Genomic DNA, 17,664 nt, shown 5'->3' on the forward strand with positions numbered 1-17,664 from the left:
AGGCCTGCGCTTCGCCATCCGCGAAGGCGGCCGTACCGTGGGTTCGGGCGTCGTGGCCAAGATCCTCGACATCTAAGTCGGGCAAGAGTACCGGAGGGGTATAGCTCAATTGGCAGAGCGTCGGTCTCCAAAACCGAAGGTTGTAGGTTCGATTCCTACTGCCCCTGCCACCTAGGGTGGCCTCCGAAAACGACCCGCCGGACTCCGGCGGGAAGGCAAAAAAGCCCGTCGAGACTCGACGGGCTTCGCCGTCTCAAAACGGCGGCATGAATTGAGGCCGAAAGGCCGCAGGAAATCAGCCGAACATGGCCACTTCTCAAATCGAAACCGTGAGCACCGGTGCCGACAAGGCCAAGCTGGCCGTGGCAGCACTGCTGGCAGTGGGCGCCATCGTGGCGTTCTATCTGCTGTCGCGCCAGGGCTCGCTGGTTCAGTGGGCCGCGCTGCTCGTGGGCCTGGCCGCCGCCGTGGCGACCTTCGGCAGCTCCGAGAACGGCCGCCAGCTCTGGGCTTTCGGCCGCGATTCGTGGCGCGAGGTCAAGAAGGTCGTCTGGCCGACCCGCAAGGAAGCGATGCAGATGACGGCTTACGTGTTCGCCTTCGTGGCGATCATGTCCGTCTTCCTCTGGCTCACCGACAAAACGCTCGAATGGGTGTTTTTTGACCTCATTCTGGGCTGGAAAAAGTAAGAACCAATGACCGACGACGCTGTTGAAACCACGCCGCCGGAGGAAAACGCCTCCGTCCTTGCGCCTGCTGCCAATCCCGATCTGCGTTGGTACGTGGTGCATGCCTATTCGGGCATGGAGAAGGCCGTCGAGCGGAACATCACCGAGCGCATCAACCGCGCCGGCATGCAGGACAAGTTCGGCCGCATCCTGGTCCCGACCGAGGAAGTGGTCGAGATCAAGAACGGCCAGAAGCGAACCACCGAGCGCCGCTTCTTCCCGGGCTACGTGCTGGTCGAAATGATCATGGACGACGAGAGCTGGCACCTGGTGAAGCACACCAACAAGGTGACGGGCTTCGTGGGCGGCGCCAAGAACCGTCCGGCTCCGATCTCGCAGAAAGAGGTCGAGGACATCGTCAGCCAGATGCAGCAGGGCACCGAGAAGCCGCGCCACAAGGTCGAGTTCACCGTGGGCGAACTCGTGCGCGTCAAGGAAGGTCCGTTCACCGACTTCAACGGCTCGGTCGAGGAAGTCAACTACGAGAAGAGCAAGGTGCGCGTCTCGGTCATGATCTTCGGCCGCGCCACCCCGGTGGAACTCGAATTCAGCCAGGTCGAGAAGACCTGACGCCCGCCCGGTCTTCGGATCGGGCCCCATTCCGGCAGCGCGCTATCCGACTCGGCGCGCGGCCTTGATCGAAGAGTCGTTCACCCCGGGGAGCCCAGGCCACAGGCCTCGGCGATATCACCCGCAAGGAGTAAAGCATGGCGAAAAAAATCGTCGGCTTCATCAAGCTGCAAGTGCCAGCTGGTAAGGCCAACCCGTCCCCGCCGATCGGTCCCGCACTCGGTCAGCGCGGTCTGAACATCATGGAATTCTGCAAGGCGTTCAACGCCCAGACGCAGAGCTACGAGCCGGGTCTGGCGCTGCCGGTGGTCATCACCGCCTTCGCCGACAAGAGCTTCACCTTCATCATCAAGTCGCCGCCCGCTGGCGTCCTGATCAAGAAGGCCATCAAGCTCGAGAAGGGCTCCGCGCGCCCGCACACCGACAAGGTCGGCAAGATCACGCGCGCCCAGCTCGAAGAGATCGCAAAGACCAAGATGAAGGACCTGACCGCTGCCGACATGGACGCAGCAGTTCGCACCATCGCTGGTACGGCCCGTTCCATGGGCGTGAATGTGGAGGGCGTGTAAATGGCCAAGATCACCAAGAAGCAGAAGTCGCTCGAAGGCAAGGTCGACAGCACCAAGCTGTACCCGCTGACTGACGCGATCACCATCGTCAAGGAAGCCGCCACCGCCAAGTTCGACGAATCGATCGACGTGGCCGTGCAGCTCGGCATCGACGCGAAGAAGTCGGACCAGGTCGTGCGTGGCGCCGTCGTGCTGCCCAACGGCACTGGCAAGACCAAGCGCGTGGCCGTGTTCGCCCAAGGCGCCAAGGCTGAAGAGGCCAAGGCCGCCGGCGCCGACATCGTCGGCATGGACGACCTGGCTGCCATGGTCAAGGCGGGCGACATGCCCTTCGACATCGTGATCGCCGCACCCGACGCCATGCGCGTGGTCGGTACGCTCGGCCAGATCCTCGGCCCGCGCGGCCTGATGCCGAACCCGAAGGTCGGCACCGTGACGCCCGACGTCGCGACCGCCGTGAAGAACGCCAAGGCTGGCCAGGTTCAGTTCCGCGTCGACAAGGCCGGCATCGTGCACGGCACGATCGGCCGTCGTTCGTTCGACACCGACAAGCTGCAGGGCAACCTCGCCGCGCTGATCGATGCCCTGGTCAAGGCCAAGCCGGCCTCGAGCAAGGGTATCTACCTGCGCAAGGTCGCCGTGTCGTCGACGATGGGCGTGGGTGTCCGCGTGGACACGCAGACCATCGCCGCTGCCTGATCGGGCAGAAGCGAAGGCAAATGTAGATTGGCCCGGCTCCGGCTCCGCAAGGATTCGGAACCGGGCGAATGTGGTGGGTCGCGGCGGCTTCGGTTGCCGCGGGCCATCCAAGACCGCTGGTGTGCAGGTCGCCTGCACTTAATCACCCGGCCCTCGCCGGGCAGCCAGCGCAGATGGCGATCCCGCTGCAAGGAATTCGAGTTTTCTGACGAATGGGTTCCGAAACAGTTGGTCGCTGCATGAGGCGCGGTCCGAGGTTCATGAAACAACCGAAGACCGCATTGAAAAGGAGTAGACCTTGAGTCTGAATCGCAGTGAGAAAGAAGCGGTCATCAATGAAGTGACCAGCCTCGCCGCAAAAGCTCAAACGCTCGTGATGGCGGAATACCGTGGCATCACGGTGGCCGACATGACCAAACTGCGCGCCGAAGCTCGCAGCAAGGGTGTGAGCCTGAGTGTTCTGAAGAACACCCTGGCCCGCCGTGCTGTGGCTGGCAGCTCGTTTGAGATCGTCGGCGACCAGATGACCGGTCCGCTGATCTATGGCTTCTCCGAAGACGCTGTGGCCGCCGCGAAGGTGGTGGCCGATTTCGCGAAAACCAACGACAAGCTGGTGATTCGCGGTGGCGCATTCGGTGGCAAGGCTCTGGACGTCGACGGCGTGAAGCAACTGGCCAACATCCCTTCCAAGGAAGTGCTGCTGGCGCAACTGCTGGGCTTGATGCAATCGCCGATCTCTCGTACCGCCCGCGTGCTCGCGGCGCTGGCCGAGACGCGCGGTGGTGGCGAAGCTGCACCCGCCGATGCACCGGCAGAAGCGCAGGCGGCTTGATAGCCCAAGCCTTGCGTTTGAAAAATTCAACCCAATTGTTAGGAAACCAAAATGGCATTCGATAAAGACGCATTTCTGACCGCGCTGGACAGCATGACGGTCCTCGAGCTCAACGACCTGGTCAAGGCCATCGAAGAGAAGTTCGGCGTGAGCGCCGCTGCAATGTCGGCTCCGGCCCAAGGTGGTGGCGCAGCCGCTGCCGTGGTCGAAGAAAAGACCGAATTCAACGTCGTGCTGGCCGATGTCGGCGCGAACAAGGTGTCGGTCATCAAGGCCGTGCGCGAAATCACCGGCCTGGGCCTCAAGGAAGCCAAGGATCTGGTGGAAGCCGCTCCCAAGGCCGTCAAGGAAGGCCTGTCGAAGGCTGACGCCGACGCTGCCAAGAAGAAGCTGGAAGAAGCCGGCGCCAAGGTGGAACTGAAGTAATTCAGACCCCCTCGAGGGCTGGAGGTGCCTGAAAAAGGCCCTCCAGCCTTTGCCGCTTTCAGAGCGCACTCAAAAGTCGGCTTGATGCCGGCTTTCCCGGAGACCGAAGGTCGACGGAAAAGCCAAATCAAGACGTTTTTTGAGTGTCTTCTGACCCCGACTGCAGAAGACCCCTTGGTTCGGGCGATGTGCAACGCATCGCTGTCCGCCAACGGCTGGTAGTGGCCAGCCGCCAAGCAGTGGTGCCGTTCGTCCCGGCATTGCTGACAAGTCGCTGAAGATCTCAAGCACCGGAGCTCTCATGGCCCAATCGTCCGCGTACAGTTACACCGAACGCAAGCGCATCCGAAAAAGTTTCGGCAGCCGCGACAGCGTCGTCGAAATTCCCTACCTGCTGCAGATGCAGAAGGACGCCTACACGGCGTTCCTGCAAGCGGGCATCGCTCCGCAAAAACGCACCGTCGAAGGCCTGCAGGCCGCGTTCGACGCCGCCTTCCCGATCGTCTCGCACAACGGTTTCGTCGAGATGAAGTTCCTCGAGTACAACCTGGCGAAGCCGGCGTTCGATGTGCGCGAGTGCCAGACCCGTGGCCTGACCTTCGCCTCGGCGGTGCGCGCCAAGGTCCAGCTCATCATCTATGACCGCGAATCGTCGACCTCGCAGTCGAAGGTGGTCAAGGAAGTGAAGGAGCAAGAGGTCTACATGGGCGAAGTGCCGCTCATGACCGAGAAGGGCTCGTTCATCATCAACGGCACGGAACGCGTGATCGTTTCGCAGCTGCACCGTTCGCCGGGCGTGTTCTTCGAACACGACAAGGGCAAGACGCACAGCTCGGGCAAGCTGCTGTTCTCGGCCCGCGTGATTCCCTACCGCGGTTCGTGGCTCGACTTCGAGTTCGACCCGAAGGACATGCTGTACTTCCGCGTCGACCGTCGCCGCAAGATGCCGGTCACGATCCTGCTGAAGGCCATCGGCCTGAACCCGGAATCGATCCTCGCGAACTTCTTCGTCAACGACAACTTCCGCCTGATGGACAGCGGCGCGCAGATGGAGTTCGTCTCCGAGCGCCTGCGCGGCGAAGTCGCGCGCTTCGACATCACCGACAAGTCGGGCAAGGTCGTGGTCGCCAAGGACAAGCGGGTCACCGCGCGCCACACGCGCGAACTCGAGCAGGGCGGCACCACGCACATCAGCGTGCCGGAAGACTTCCTGATCGGCCGCGTGATCGCACGCAACATCGTCGATGCCGATTCGGGCGAGATCCTGTCCAAGGCCAACGACGAGCTGACCGAAGCGCTGCTGAAGAAGCTGCGCGGCGCCGGCGTGCAGGACATCCAGGTCATCTACACCAACGAACTCGACCAGGGCGCGTACATCTCGCAGACCCTGCGCATCGACGAAACGGTGGACGAGTTCGCCGCGCGCGTGGCGATCTACCGCATGATGCGCCCCGGCGAGCCGCCGACGGAAGACGCGGTGCAGGCCCTGTTCCAGCGCCTGTTCTACAACCCGGACACGTACGACCTGTCGCGCGTCGGCCGCATGAAGTTCAACGCCAAGGTCGGCCGCGACGAGTCGACCGGCCCGATGGTGCTGACCAACGAGGACATCCTGGCCGTCGTCAAGATCCTCGTCGACCTGCGCAACGGCAACGGCGAAGTCGACGACATCGACCACCTCGGCAACCGCCGCGTGCGTTGCGTCGGCGAACTGGCCGAGAACCAGTACCGCACCGGCCTGGCCCGTATCGAGAAGGCCGTGAAGGAACGTCTGGGTCAGGCGGAGCAAGAGCCGCTGATGCCGCACGACCTGATCAACAGCAAGCCGATCTCGGCCGCGCTGAAGGAATTCTTCGGCGCCTCGCAGCTGTCGCAGTTCATGGACCAGACGAACCCGCTGTCCGAAATCACCCACAAGCGCCGCGTGTCGGCCCTTGGCCCGGGCGGTCTGACGCGTGAACGTGCCGGCTTCGAAGTGCGTGACGTGCACGTGACCCACTACGGCCGCGTGTGCCCGATCGAAACGCCCGAAGGCCCGAACATCGGCCTGATCAACTCGCTGGCCCTGTACGCCCGCCTGAACGAATACGGCTTCATCGAGACGCCGTATCGCCGCGTGGTCGACAGCAAGGTCACGAACGAGATCGACTACCTGTCGGCCATCGAGGAAGGCAAGTACGTCATCGCCCAGGCCAACGCGGCCCTGGACAAGGACGGCGTGCTGACCGGCGACCTGGTCTCGGCGCGTGAAGCCGGCGAATCGATCCTGGTCGGTGCCGAGCGCATCCAGTACATGGACGTGTCGCCCGCACAGATCGTGTCGGTGGCCGCCTCGCTGGTTCCGTTCCTCGAGCACGACGACGCGAACCGCGCGCTGATGGGCGCCAACATGCAGCGTCAGGCCGTGCCCGTGCTGCGCCCAGAGAAGCCGATGGTCGGCACCGGCATCGAGCGCGTCTCCGCGGTCGACTCCGGCACCGTGGTCACGGCCACCCGCGGCGGTATCGTCGACTACGTCGACGCGACCCGTGTCGTGGTGCGCGTGAACGACGACGAGGCCGCGGCCGGCGAAGTCGGCGTGGACATCTACAACCTGATCAAGTATCAGCGTTCGAACCAGAACACCAACATCCACCAGCGTCCGATCGTCAAGCGCGGCGACAAGATCGCCAAGGGCGACGTGGTGGCCGACGGCGCATCGACCGACCTCGGCGAACTGGCCCTGGGCCAGAACATGCTGATCGCGTTCATGCCCTGGAACGGCTACAACTTCGAAGACTCGATCCTGATCTCCGAACGCATCGTGGCCGACGACCGCTACACCTCGATCCACATCGAGGAACTGGTGGTGATGGCCCGCGACACCAAGCTCGGTGCCGAGGAAATCACGCGCGACATCCCGAACCTGGCCGAACAGCAGCTCAACCGCCTCGACGAGTCCGGCATCATCTACGTGGGTGCCGAAGTCATGCCCGGCGACACGCTGGTGGGCAAGGTCACGCCGAAGGGCGAGACCACGCTGACGCCGGAGGAGAAGCTGCTGCGCGCCATCTTCGGCGAGAAGGCTTCGGACGTGAAGGACACCTCGCTGCGCGTGGACCAGGGCTCGCAAGGCACCGTGATCGACGTGCAGGTGTTCACCCGCGAAGGCATCCAGCGCGACAAGCGCGCCCAGCAGATCATCGACGACGAGCTCAAGCGCTTCCGCCTCGACCTGAACGACCAGCTTCGCATCGTCGAGGCCGACGCGTTCGACCGGATCGAGAAGCTGCTGATCGGCAAGGCCGCCAACGGCGGCCCGAACAAGCTCGCCAAGGGCACCAAGCTCGACAAGGCCTACCTGTCGTCGGTCGAGAAGTTCCACTGGTTCGACATCCGTCCGGCCGACGAGGAAGTGGCCTCGCAGCTGGAGTCGATCAAGAACTCGCTCGAGCAGACGCGCCACAGCTTCGACCTCGCGTTCGAAGAAAAGCGCAAGAAGCTCACGCAGGGCGACGAGCTGCCCGCAGGCGTGCTCAAGATGGTCAAGGTCTACCTGGCCGTCAAGCGCCGCCTGCAACCCGGCGACAAGATGGCCGGCCGCCACGGCAACAAGGGCGTGGTGTCGAAGATCGTTCCGATCGAAGACATGCCGCACATGGCCGACGGCACGCCGTGCGACATCTGCCTGAACCCGCTGGGCGTGCCCTCGCGGATGAACGTGGGGCAGGTGCTCGAGGTGCATCTGGGCTGGGCCGGCAAGGGCATCGGCCAGCGCATCGGCGACCTGCTGCAGCAGGAGGCCAAGGCGGCCGAGCTGCGCAAGTTCATGGAGCAGCTGTACAACGGCTCGGGCCGCGAAGAGAACATCGCCTCGCTGAGCGACGGCGAAGTGCTCGAGATGGCATCGAACCTGCAAAACGGCGCGACCTTCGCGACGCCCGTGTTCGACGGCGCCTCGGAAGAGGAAATCCGCGGCATGCTGAAGCTGGCCTACCCGGACGACATCGCGAAGGCCAAGGGCCTGACCGAGACGCGCACGCAGGCCTACCTGTTCGACGGTCGCACCGGCGACCAGTTCGAGCGTCCCGTTACCGTCGGCTACATGCACTTCCTGAAGCTGCATCACCTGGTGGACGACAAGATGCACGCCCGCTCGACCGGCCCGTACTCGCTGGTCACGCAGCAGCCGCTGGGCGGCAAGGCGCAATTCGGCGGCCAGCGTTTCGGGGAAATGGAAGTGTGGGCGCTGGAAGCGTACGGCGCTGCCTACGTCCTGCAGGAAATGCTGACCGTGAAGTCCGACGACGTGCAGGGCCGTACCAAGGTCTACGAAAGCATCGTCAAGGGCGAGCATTCGATCGAAGCCGGCATGCCGGAATCGTTCAACGTGCTGGTCAAGGAAATCCGTTCGCTGGGTCTCGACATCGAGCTCGAGCGTTCGTAAACGAAGGGGATAGAGTCTTATGAAATCGCTACTCGACCTGTTCAAGCAGTTCACCCCGGATGAGCATTTCGATGCCATCAAGATCGGCATGGCTTCGCCCGAAAAGATCCGCTCGTGGTCTTTCGGCGAGGTGAAGAAGCCCGAGACGATCAACTACCGCACGTTCAAGCCCGAACGCGACGGCCTGTTCTGCGCCAAGATCTTCGGCCCGATCAAGGACTACGAGTGCCTGTGCGGCAAGTACAAGCGCCTCAAGCACCGCGGCGTGATCTGCGAGAAGTGCGGCGTCGAAGTCACGCAGACCAAGGTCCGCCGCGAGCGCATGGGTCACATCGACCTGGCCGCTCCCTGCGCGCACATCTGGTTCCTGAAGTCGCTGCCGTCGCGCCTGGGCCTCGTGCTCGACATGACGCTGCGCGACATCGAACGCGTGCTGTACTTCGAAGCCTACGTGGTGACCGACCCCGGCATGACCCCGCTGAAGAAGTTCAGCATCATGTCCGAGGACGACTACGACACGAAGCGCAAGGAATACGGTGACGAGTTCATCGCCAAGATGGGCGCCGAAGGCATCAAGGACCTGCTGGAAGGCATCGAGCTCGACAGCGAGATCGAGAAGCTGCGCGGCGACCTGACCGGTTCCGAAGTCAAGGTCAAGAAGAACTCCAAGCGCCTGAAGGTGCTCGAGGCCTTCCGCAAGTCGGGCATCAAGCCCAACTGGATGGTGCTCGACGTGCTGCCCGTGCTGCCGCCGGACCTGCGTCCGCTGGTGCCTCTGGACGGCGGCCGCTTCGCGACCTCCGACCTGAACGACCTGTACCGCCGCGTCATCAACCGCAACTCGCGTCTGCGCCGCCTGCTGGAGCTCAAGGCTCCGGAAATCATCGCGCGCAACGAAAAGCGGATGCTGCAGGAAGCCGTCGACTCGCTGCTGGACAACGGCCGCCGCGGCAAGGCCATGACGGGCGCCAACAAGCGCGCGCTCAAGTCGCTGGCCGACATGATCAAGGGCAAGAGCGGTCGCTTCCGCCAGAACCTGCTGGGCAAGCGCGTCGACTACTCGGGCCGTTCGGTCATCGTGGTGGGCCCGACGCTCAAGCTGCACCAGTGCGGCCTGCCGAAGCTGATGGCGCTCGAGCTGTTCAAGCCCTTCATCTTCTCGCGCCTCGAAGCCATGGGCATCGCGACCACGATCAAGGCGGCCAAGAAGGAAGTCGAATCGGGCACGCCGGTGGTCTGGGACATCCTGGAAGAGGTGATCAAGGAACACCCGGTGATGCTGAACCGTGCGCCTACGCTGCACCGTCTGGGCATCCAGGCCTTCGAGCCGATCCTGATCGAAGGCAAGGCGATCCAGCTGCACCCGCTGGTGTGCGCGGCCTTCAACGCCGACTTCGACGGCGACCAGATGGCCGTCCACGTGCCGCTGTCGGTGGAAGCGCAGATGGAAGCCCGCACGCTGATGCTGGCCTCCAACAACGTGCTGTTCCCGGCTTCGGGCGAACCGTCGATCGTTCCCTCGCAGGACGTGGTGCTGGGTCTGTACTACACGACCCGCGACCGCATCAACGGCAAGGGCGAAGGCCTGATCTTCTCGGACATCGGTGAAGTGCAGCGCGCGCTCGACGCCAACGTGGTCGAGCTGACCGCCAAGGTCGCCGTGCGCATCACGGAGTACACCAAGAACAAGGAAAGCGGCGAATTCGAGCCGTCGACCTCGCTCGTGGACACCACCGTGGGCCGTGCCCTGCTGTCCGAGATCCTGCCGAAGGGCCTGCCGTTCTCGAACATCAACAAGGCGCTGAAGAAGAAGGAAATCTCCAAGCTCATCAACGTGAGCTTCCGCAAGTGCGGCCTGAAGGAGACCGTGGTCTTCGCCGACAAGCTGCTGCAGAACGGTTTCCGTCTCGCGACCAAGGCCGGCATCTCGATCGCCATCGACGACATGCTGGTGCCCGCTGAAAAGCACGGCATCATCGACCGCTCGGCCAAGGAAGTGAAGGAGATCGAACAGCAGTACGTCTCCGGTCTCGTGACCTCCGGCGAGCGCTACAACAAGGTGGTGGACATCTGGGGCAAGGCCGGCGACGAAGTGTCGAAGGTCATGATGGCCAAGCTGTCGAAGCAGAAGGTCATCGACCGCCACGGCAAGGAAGTCGAGCAGGAGTCCTTCAACTCGATCTACATGATGGCCGACTCGGGTGCCCGCGGTTCCGCGGCCCAGATTCGCCAGGTGGCCGGCATGCGTGGCCTGATGGCCAAGCCGGACGGCTCGATCATCGAGACGCCCATCACCGCGAACTTCCGCGAAGGCCTGAACGTGCTGGAGTACTTCATCTCCACCCACGGTGCCCGTAAGGGTCTGGCCGACACGGCGCTGAAGACGGCGAACTCGGGTTACCTGACCCGCCGTCTGGTCGACGTGACGCAGGATCTGGTGGTGATCGAGCAGGACTGCGGTACGCACGACGGCGCGCTGATGCGCGCGATCGTGGAGGGCGGTGAAGTCATCGAATCGCTGCGCGACCGTATCCTCGGCCGCAGCGTGGCCGAAGACGTGCTGCACCCCGAGACGCGTGCCGTGCTGGTCAAGGCCGGCGACATGCTCGACGAAGACACGATCGACGCCATCGAAGCCGACGGCGTGGACGAAGTCAAGGTCCGCACCGCGCTGACCTGCGCCACGCGCTTCGGCATCTGCGCCAAGTGCTACGGCCGCGACCTCGGCCGCGGCGGCCTGGTGAACAACGGCGAAGCGGTCGGCGTGATCGCGGCGCAGTCGATCGGCGAACCGGGCACGCAGCTCACGATGCGTACCTTCCACATCGGTGGTGCGGCTTCGCGCGCGGCTGTCGCTTCGAGCGTCGAGGCCAAGTCCAACGGCGTGATCGGCTTCAACGCCACGATGCGCTACGTGACCAACAGCAAGAACGAGCTGGTGGTGATCGCACGTTCGGGCGAGATCGTCATCCATGACGAGCACGGCCGCGAGCGCGAACGCCACAAGGTGCCGTACGGCGCGACGCTGACGGTCAAGGCCGACCAGCAGATCAAGGCCGGCCACGTGCTCGCCAACTGGGACCCGCTGACGCGCCCGATCATCACGGAATTCGCCGGCAAGACCCAGTTCGAGAACGTCGAGGAAGGCCTCACGGTCGCCAAGCAGGTGGACGAAGTGACCGGTCTGTCGACCCTGGTCGTGATCGACCCGAAGCGCCGCGGCGCTGCCAAGGTCGTGCGTCCGCAGGTCAAGCTGATCGACGCCTCGGGCGCCGAGGTGAAGATCCCCGGCACCGACCACTCGGTGACGATCGGCTTCCCGATCGGCGCGCTGATCCAGGTGCGTGACGGCCAGGACGTGGGCCCCGGCGAAGTGCTGGCGCGTATTCCGGTCGAAGGCCAGAAGACCCGCGACATCACCGGCGGTCTGCCGCGCGTGGCCGAGCTGTTCGAAGCCCGTTCGCCGAAGGACAAGGGCATGCTGGCCGAGATGACCGGCACCGTGTCGTTCGGCAAGGAAACGAAGGGCAAGATCCGCCTGCAGATCACCGACCCGGAAGGCAAGGTCTGGGAAGAACTCGTGCCGAAGGAAAAGAACATCCTGGTGCACGAAGGCCAGGTGGTGAACAAGGGCGAAAGCGTGGTCGACGGTCCGGCGGATCCGCAGGACATCCTGCGCCTGCTGGGTTCGGAAGAACTCGCGCGCTACATCGTGGACGAGGTGCAGGACGTGTACCGCCTGCAGGGCGTGAAGATCAACGACAAGCACATCGAGGTGATCGTTCGCCAGATGCTGCGCCGCGTCGTGGTCGACAACGTCGGCGACACCAGCTACATCTCGGGCGAACAGGTCGAACGCAGCGAAATGCTCAACACCAACGACGCCCTGCGCGCCGAAGGCAAGATCCCCGCGACGTTCACCAACCTGCTGCTCGGTATCACGAAGGCGTCGCTGTCGACCGACTCGTTCATCTCCGCCGCTTCGTTCCAGGAAACGACGCGCGTGCTGACCGAAGCCGCGATCATGGGCAAGCGCGACGAGCTGCGCGGCCTGAAGGAAAACGTCATCGTCGGCCGCCTGATCCCCGCGGGCACCGGCATGGCGTACCACCTGGCACGCAAGGCCAAGGACGAGATGGACGAGGCCGAGCGCCGCGCCATCGCCGAGTCCGAAGCCGCCGAGCTCGCCGGTTCGTCCAGCGATGCCACCAGCACGGTCGACGCCAGCGAAGGCGCCGCGACCGAATAACTGGTTAGCATCGCCCGGCCGTGACCGGTCGTGAACGCCTCCCGGCTTGACGGTCGGGAGGCGTTTTTCATGGGGGGCCGCGGTTTTCCGCGCGTCCTTGCGTCTTCCTTCTGAGCTTTTCCTGGAGTGCCATCGATGAGCGTGTTGCCCGATTCGCTGGCCGGCTGGATCGTCGTGGCCGTGCTGCTGTTCTGGTTTGTCGGCGCTTACAACCGGCTGGTGCGCCTGCGGGCCGCGGTGCTGCAGGCCTATGCCACGCTGGACGCCGCGCTGACGCGCCAGCTCGAGTTCGTGCAGACCAGCCTGAGCGCGCCGTCGGCCGCCGAGGAGTCGACCGATCCCGCGGCGGGCGCCTCTTCGCTGCAGGCCGCGACCACGCAGATGGCCACCCTGCTCGGCGCGACCCGGCAGCGCCCGCTCGAGGCCGGCAGCATGTCGGCGCTCGCGACCGCGCTGCAGGTGCTGCTGACCGCCTGGCAGCGCCGGCATCCGGATGCGGTGACCTCCTTCCATCCCGACGGCACGCTGTCGCGTCCCGCGGGCCAGGCTTCGACGGCGAACGCGCTGGTGCCCGTGACGGCCACCGGCGCGATCGCGGCCGAGCCGATGGCCTGGCCCGAACCCTCGGCCGCCGCCGAGATCGCGCGCACCCAGTTCAACCTCGCGGTCGCCAGCTACAACGCGGCGCTCGCCCAGTTCCCGGCGCTGCTGGTGGCATGGGCCGTGCGTTTGAGGCCTGCGGCGCCGCTGCACTGAACTTCGGCCGCCGATTTCGTTCATGACATTGCCTGGGTGGCGGACATCCGGGCCCTTTAACATCGCCCGCATTGCCTGCTCTTCCTTCTGACCCCTCGCACGGCGGCGCTTCGCCGCTGCAACCTCCGCTCTGGCGCCAACTGCAATTGACCGCAGGGGCGCTGGCGTCGATCCGCGCCGGCACCTCGGGCTCGGTCGCCTTCGAGGCCGTCGAACCTGCGCTGCGCCCCGGCGTCCAGGCCCTGGGCTTCCAGGTGCTGCGCTGGCTGGGCCGCGCCGAAGCCCTGCGCCGCCACCTCGCCAAGCGCACGCCGCCGCCGCTGCCCGATGCGCTGCTGTGCACCGCGCTCGCGCTGGCCTGGGACGCGGGGCAGTCGCCCTACGAGCCCTTCACGCTGGTCGACCAGACCGTGGAGGCGGCCAAGCGCAACCCGGCCACGCGCGCACAGGCCAGCTTCATCAATGCCTGCCTGCGGCGCTTCCTGCGCGAGCGCGACGAACTCGTGGCCGCGACCGATGCCGAACCGGTGGCGCACTGGAACCATCCGCGCTGGTGGATCGAGAAGCTCAAGCGCGACCATCCGCGCGACTGGCAGCGCGTGCTGCAGGCCGACAACGCCCAGGCGCCGATGACCTTGCGCGTGAACCTGCGCAAGACGGCCGCCGGCCCTTACCGCAACGAACTTGCGGCACTCGACATGCCGGCCACGCCGGTCGCGGCCAGCGGATTGCAGCTCGCGCGCGCGCGGCCGGTGCAGCAGTTGCCCGGTTTCGCCGACGGCGCCTGCTCGGTGCAGGACGCCGCGGCCCAGCTCGCGGCGCCGCTGCTGCTCGACGGGCTGGCGGCGCCGGCCGGCCGGCGGCTGCGCGTGCTCGACGCCTGCGCCGCGCCCGGCGGCAAGACCGCCCACCTGCTCGAACTCGCGGGCCCCGATGCGCTCGAACTGACCGCGCTCGAGGTCGACGCCGTGCGCAGCCGCCGCATCGACGAGACCCTGGCCCGCCTGGACCTGCAGGCCAAGGTGGTGGTGGCCGACGCGGGACGGCCCGCCGACTGGTGGGACGGCCAGCCTTTCGACGCCATCCTGCTCGATGCCCCGTGCACCGCCTCGGGCATCGTGCGCCGCCATCCGGACGTGCGCTGGCTGCGCCGCGAGAGCGATACCGCCCAGCTCGCCCTGCAGCAGGCCGCGCTGCTGGCGGCGCTCTGGCCCCTGGTCCGGCCCGGCGGACGGCTGCTTTACTGCACCTGTTCGGTGTTTCGGGAAGAGGGTTCGCAACAGATCGATGCGTTTCTTGCACACAACACCGACGCCCGATTGCGGCCATCGCCGGGGCATTTGCTGCCTCAAAGCGGGGCGAATGCCCGTGCCGTCCAGGACAATCCCCTGGGTGACCACGACGGCTTTTTCTACGCCCTGCTTGAAAAGCACCCGGGTTGAACCGCGCAAGCCCCGGTGGCTGGTGCTGCTGGCGCTGGTGGTCGTGCTGCTCGTCACGGTGCTGGCGCCGCCCGTGCTGGCCCAGACGCGCAATGCCGCCGCCGTCACCCAGATGCGGCTCGAGCAGTCCGACGATGCCGTCTACCTCAATGCCGCCGTGCAGTTCGAGCTGCCCGCGCTGGTCGAGGACGTGCTCGACAAGGGCATCGCGATCTACTTCGTGGCCGAGGCCGAGATGTTCCAGGAGCGCTGGTACTGGACCGACCGCAAGGTCGCGCAGGCCACGCGCCACATGCGGCTGGCCTACCAGCCGCTGACCCGCCGCTGGCGGCTCAACATCTCGCCGCTGCCGCTGTCGGGCTCGGCCAGCTTCAGCCTGTCGCTGAACCAGAACTTCGACAGCCTCCCCGATGCGCTCGAGGCCGTGCGGCGCGTGGGCCGGCTGCGCATGGGCGATCCGGCCGAGATCGGCGACGACCCGCTGCACCAGGTCACCTTCCGCTTCCGGCTCGACACCTCGCAGCTGCCGCGGCCGTTCCAGATCGGCGTGGCCGGCCAGGCCGACTGGAACATCTCCGCCGAGCGCAGCGCGCGCCTGGCGGTGGAGAAGCAGCGGTGAGTTCCAAGCCGCGCAGCGGTGCCGCGGCCACGCCCGCCGCGCGCCGCTCGCGCGCGATGCGCTGGGCCGTGGGCGTCGGCGCCGCGCTGGTCACCGCCATCGGCCTGGTGCTGATGTTCCTGCTGGCCCAGGCCACCAACAATCGCGAGCTCTACGAGCGCTACTACGTGCGCCTGTTCGGCATCAACGTCGTGGTGGCGGTGGTGCTGGTGCTGGTGATCGGCTGGGTCGCGTTCCGGCTGCTGCGCCGGTTGCGGCAGGGCAAGTTCGGCAGCCGGCTGCTGATCAAGCTCGCCGCCATCTTCGCGCTGGTGGGCGTGGTGCCGGGCGCGCTGGTCTACGTCGTGTCCTACCAGTTCGTCGAGCGCTCGATCGAGAGCTGGTTCGACGTCAAGGTCGAGGGCGCGCTGAACTCGGGCCTGAACCTCGGGCGCGCCACGCTCGATGCGCTGTCCGACGACCTCGCGGCCAAGACGCGCGCGGCCGGCGGCCAGCTCGCGCAGGTCTCCGATGCCAGCGCGGGCCTCGCGCTCGAACGCATCCGCGACCAGCTCGAGGCCACCGACGTGGTGCTGTGGACCAATGCGGGCCAGCTCATCGCCACCGCGGGCGCGTCGCGCTTCCAGCTCAATCCCGAGCGGCCCACGCCGCAGCAGCTGCGCCAGGTGCGCGCCGACCGCGCGATCGCCCACATCGAGGGGCTCGACGAGCCGCCGCCGGGCATCCTGCTGCCGCCGGCCACCGTGCGCGCGCTCGCGATGGTGCAGCGCCCGGGCTTCGACCTCGATGCCGCGCCGCGCTTCCTGCAGGTCACGCGGCCGCTGCCGCCCAACGTGGTGGCCAACGCGCTCGCGGTCGACAAGGCCAACCGCGAATACCAGGAGCGCGCGCTCGGCCGCGTGGGCCTGCGCCGCATGTACATCGGCACGCTCACGCTGAGCCTGTTCCTCGCCGTGTTCGGTGCCGTGCTGCTCGCGGTGCTGTTCGGCAACCAGCTCGCGCGGCCGCTGCTGGTGCTGGCCGACGGCGTGCGCCAGGTGGCTGCCGGCGACCTGCGGCCCACGGCCGTGTCGCAGGGCAAGGACGAGCTCGGCGGCCTCACGCGTTCGTTCGCCGTCATGACGCAGCAACTGGCCGAGGCACGCACCGCGGTCGAGAAGACCATGGGCCAGCTCGATGCCGCGCGCGCCAACCTGCAGACCATCCTCGACAACCTGACCTCGGGCGTGATCGTGCTCGATGCCGGCGGCACCGTGCTGTCGACCAACCCCGGTGCCACGCGCGTGCTGCGCGCGCCGCTCGCGGCCTACGAAGGCCAGCTGCTCACCGAGGTGCCGGGCCTGGCCGACTTCGGCGCCGCCGTGCAGCAGCAGTTCGAGGACTTCCTCGTCGAGCGCATGCAGCATGGCCTCGACCACTGGCAGCATGCCTTCGAACTGCACGCCACCGGTACCGACCTGCCGCAGCAGGAGGGCGCCATCAACATCGTGGCGCGCGGTGCCGAGCTGCCGGGTGCCGCGCGGCTGCTGGTGTTCGACGACATCTCCGAGATCGTCTCGGCGCAACGCGCGCAGGCCTGGGGCGAGGTCGCGCGGCGGCTCGCGCACGAGATCAAGAACCCGCTCACGCCGATCCAGCTCTCGGCCGAGCGGCTCGAGATGAAGCTCTCGGGCAAGGTCGCCGCGCCCGAGCAGGCGGTGCTGGTCAAGTCGGTGAAGACCATCGTCGACCAGGTCGATGCGATGAAGCGGCTGGTCAACGAATTCCGCGACTACGCGCGCCTGCCGGCCGCCGACCTCAAGCCCGTCGACCTCAATGCGCTGCTGGTCGACGTGCTTCATCTCTACAACGTCGAGACCATGCCGATCGCGCTGCGCTTCGAGCCCGACGAGCGCTGCCGACCGATCCGCGGCGACGCGCAGCAGCTGCGCCAGGTCATCCACAACCTGCTGCAGAACGCGCAGGATGCCGCCGAGGCCGCGGCCGGTGCCACCGGACGGCGCGGCGAGGTCGTCATCCGCACGCGGCTCGGCGATTCGGGACAGCGCGTGCGGCTCACCGTGCAGGACAGCGGACCGGGCTTCGCCGAGAACATTCTCAAGCGCGCGTTCGAGCCCTACGTCACGACGAAAACAAAAGGTACAGGTTTGGGGCTCGCGGTCGTCAAGAAGATCGCCGACGAGCACGGCGCGCGCATCGAGCTGTCCAACCGCGTCGTCGACGGGGCTATAGCCGGGGCGCAAGTCTCGCTATCATTCGCGCTGGCAGGCGAGCCGCAGGCAGCGGCCGCTCACACCGAAGATTCGAAGTAAGTCTTCCGCCGCGCGGCGCGACCGAAAGAGGCCGTC

General features: G+C 66.0%; 13 protein-coding genes and 1 tRNA gene. All 14 read left to right on the forward strand.

Annotation, left to right across the window (positions count from 1 at the left end):
• Positions 1–76 (forward strand): EF-Tu C-terminal domain-related protein (locus AC07RM_RS38675; RefSeq protein ID WP_492679784.1); only part of this gene is annotated, 76 nt, incomplete at its 5' end.
• Between the two features lie 18 nt (positions 77–94).
• Positions 95–170, forward strand: a tRNA-Trp gene (locus AC07RM_RS38680).
• 135 nt (positions 171–305) lie between these two features.
• Complete coding sequence (secE, locus tag AC07RM_RS38685) at positions 306–689, forward strand: preprotein translocase subunit SecE (protein ID WP_093353725.1); 384 nt, start codon at positions 306–308, stop codon at positions 687–689.
• Between the two features lie 6 nt (positions 690–695).
• On the forward strand, positions 696–1,298 hold the full coding sequence (nusG, locus tag AC07RM_RS38690) for a transcription termination/antitermination protein NusG (protein WP_064262260.1): 603 nt from the start codon (positions 696–698) through the stop codon (positions 1,296–1,298).
• Positions 1,299–1,435: 137 nt separating this feature from the next.
• Positions 1,436–1,867 (forward strand): 50S ribosomal protein L11, encoded by a 432-nt coding sequence (gene rplK / locus AC07RM_RS38695; protein ID WP_093206996.1) that lies wholly within the window; start codon positions 1,436–1,438, stop codon positions 1,865–1,867.
• Complete coding sequence (rplA, locus tag AC07RM_RS38700; RefSeq protein ID WP_093353727.1) at positions 1,868–2,566, forward strand: 50S ribosomal protein L1; 699 nt, start codon at positions 1,868–1,870, stop codon at positions 2,564–2,566.
• A 298-nt stretch (positions 2,567–2,864) separates the two neighbouring features.
• Positions 2,865–3,398, forward strand: a complete 534-nt coding sequence (gene rplJ, locus AC07RM_RS38705; RefSeq protein ID WP_495337860.1) for a 50S ribosomal protein L10 — start codon at positions 2,865–2,867, stop codon at positions 3,396–3,398.
• A 51-nt stretch (positions 3,399–3,449) separates the two neighbouring features.
• Positions 3,450–3,824 carry a 50S ribosomal protein L7/L12 gene (gene rplL / locus AC07RM_RS38710; RefSeq protein ID WP_203204170.1) on the forward strand — a complete coding sequence of 125 codons (375 nt, stop codon included), beginning with the start codon at positions 3,450–3,452 and terminating at the stop codon, positions 3,822–3,824.
• A 301-nt stretch (positions 3,825–4,125) separates the two neighbouring features.
• The gene (rpoB, locus tag AC07RM_RS38715; protein WP_093353734.1) at positions 4,126–8,250 is read left to right on the forward strand and encodes a DNA-directed RNA polymerase subunit beta; all 4,125 of its coding nucleotides are present in this window, start codon (positions 4,126–4,128) and stop codon (positions 8,248–8,250) included.
• 19 nt (positions 8,251–8,269) lie between these two features.
• On the forward strand, positions 8,270–12,499 hold the full coding sequence (rpoC, locus tag AC07RM_RS38720; RefSeq protein ID WP_093353736.1) for a DNA-directed RNA polymerase subunit beta': 4,230 nt from the start codon (positions 8,270–8,272) through the stop codon (positions 12,497–12,499).
• A 135-nt stretch (positions 12,500–12,634) separates the two neighbouring features.
• Positions 12,635–13,255 carry a LemA family protein gene (locus tag AC07RM_RS38725; RefSeq protein ID WP_296788910.1) on the forward strand — a complete coding sequence of 207 codons (621 nt, stop codon included), beginning with the start codon at positions 12,635–12,637 and terminating at the stop codon, positions 13,253–13,255.
• A gap of 116 nt (positions 13,256–13,371) precedes the next feature.
• Positions 13,372–14,697: a 16S rRNA (cytosine(967)-C(5))-methyltransferase RsmB gene (gene rsmB / locus AC07RM_RS38730; RefSeq protein WP_495337905.1), complete on the forward strand. Its 1,326-nt coding sequence runs from the start codon at positions 13,372–13,374 to the stop codon at positions 14,695–14,697.
• Positions 14,678–15,316 carry a DUF4390 domain-containing protein gene (locus AC07RM_RS38735; protein ID WP_495337862.1) on the forward strand — a complete coding sequence of 213 codons (639 nt, stop codon included), beginning with the start codon at positions 14,678–14,680 and terminating at the stop codon, positions 15,314–15,316. Before rsmB ends, AC07RM_RS38735 begins: the two co-directional genes overlap by 20 nt.
• Positions 15,313–17,628, forward strand: coding sequence for a sensor histidine kinase (locus AC07RM_RS38740; RefSeq protein WP_093353743.1), 2,316 nt, complete (start codon positions 15,313–15,315; stop codon positions 17,626–17,628). The genes AC07RM_RS38735 and AC07RM_RS38740 overlap by 4 nt, the downstream gene beginning before the upstream one ends.
• The last annotated feature ends 36 nt before the right edge of the window (positions 17,629–17,664 follow it).

It is taken from the genome of Variovorax sp. GW821-FHT09B05, from assembly GCF_059418265.1.

What these genes read in the sequence shown, in the direction of transcription:
- rpoB (WP_093353734.1), top strand. Translation starts at nt 4,126, where the DNA reads ATGGCCCAATCGTCCGCGTACAGTTACACCGAACGCAAGCGCATCCGA.
- rplL (WP_203204170.1), top strand. Translation starts at nt 3,450, where the DNA reads ATGGCATTCGATAAAGACGCATTTCTGACCGCGCTGGACAGCATGACG.
- AC07RM_RS38725 (WP_296788910.1), top strand. Translation starts at nt 12,635, where the DNA reads ATGAGCGTGTTGCCCGATTCGCTGGCCGGCTGGATCGTCGTGGCCGTG.
- rplK (WP_093206996.1), top strand. Translation starts at nt 1,436, where the DNA reads ATGGCGAAAAAAATCGTCGGCTTCATCAAGCTGCAAGTGCCAGCTGGT.
- nusG (WP_064262260.1), top strand. Translation starts at nt 696, where the DNA reads ATGACCGACGACGCTGTTGAAACCACGCCGCCGGAGGAAAACGCCTCC.
- rplA (WP_093353727.1), top strand. Translation starts at nt 1,868, where the DNA reads ATGGCCAAGATCACCAAGAAGCAGAAGTCGCTCGAAGGCAAGGTCGAC.
- rpoC (WP_093353736.1), top strand. Translation starts at nt 8,270, where the DNA reads ATGAAATCGCTACTCGACCTGTTCAAGCAGTTCACCCCGGATGAGCAT.
- secE (WP_093353725.1), top strand. Translation starts at nt 306, where the DNA reads ATGGCCACTTCTCAAATCGAAACCGTGAGCACCGGTGCCGACAAGGCC.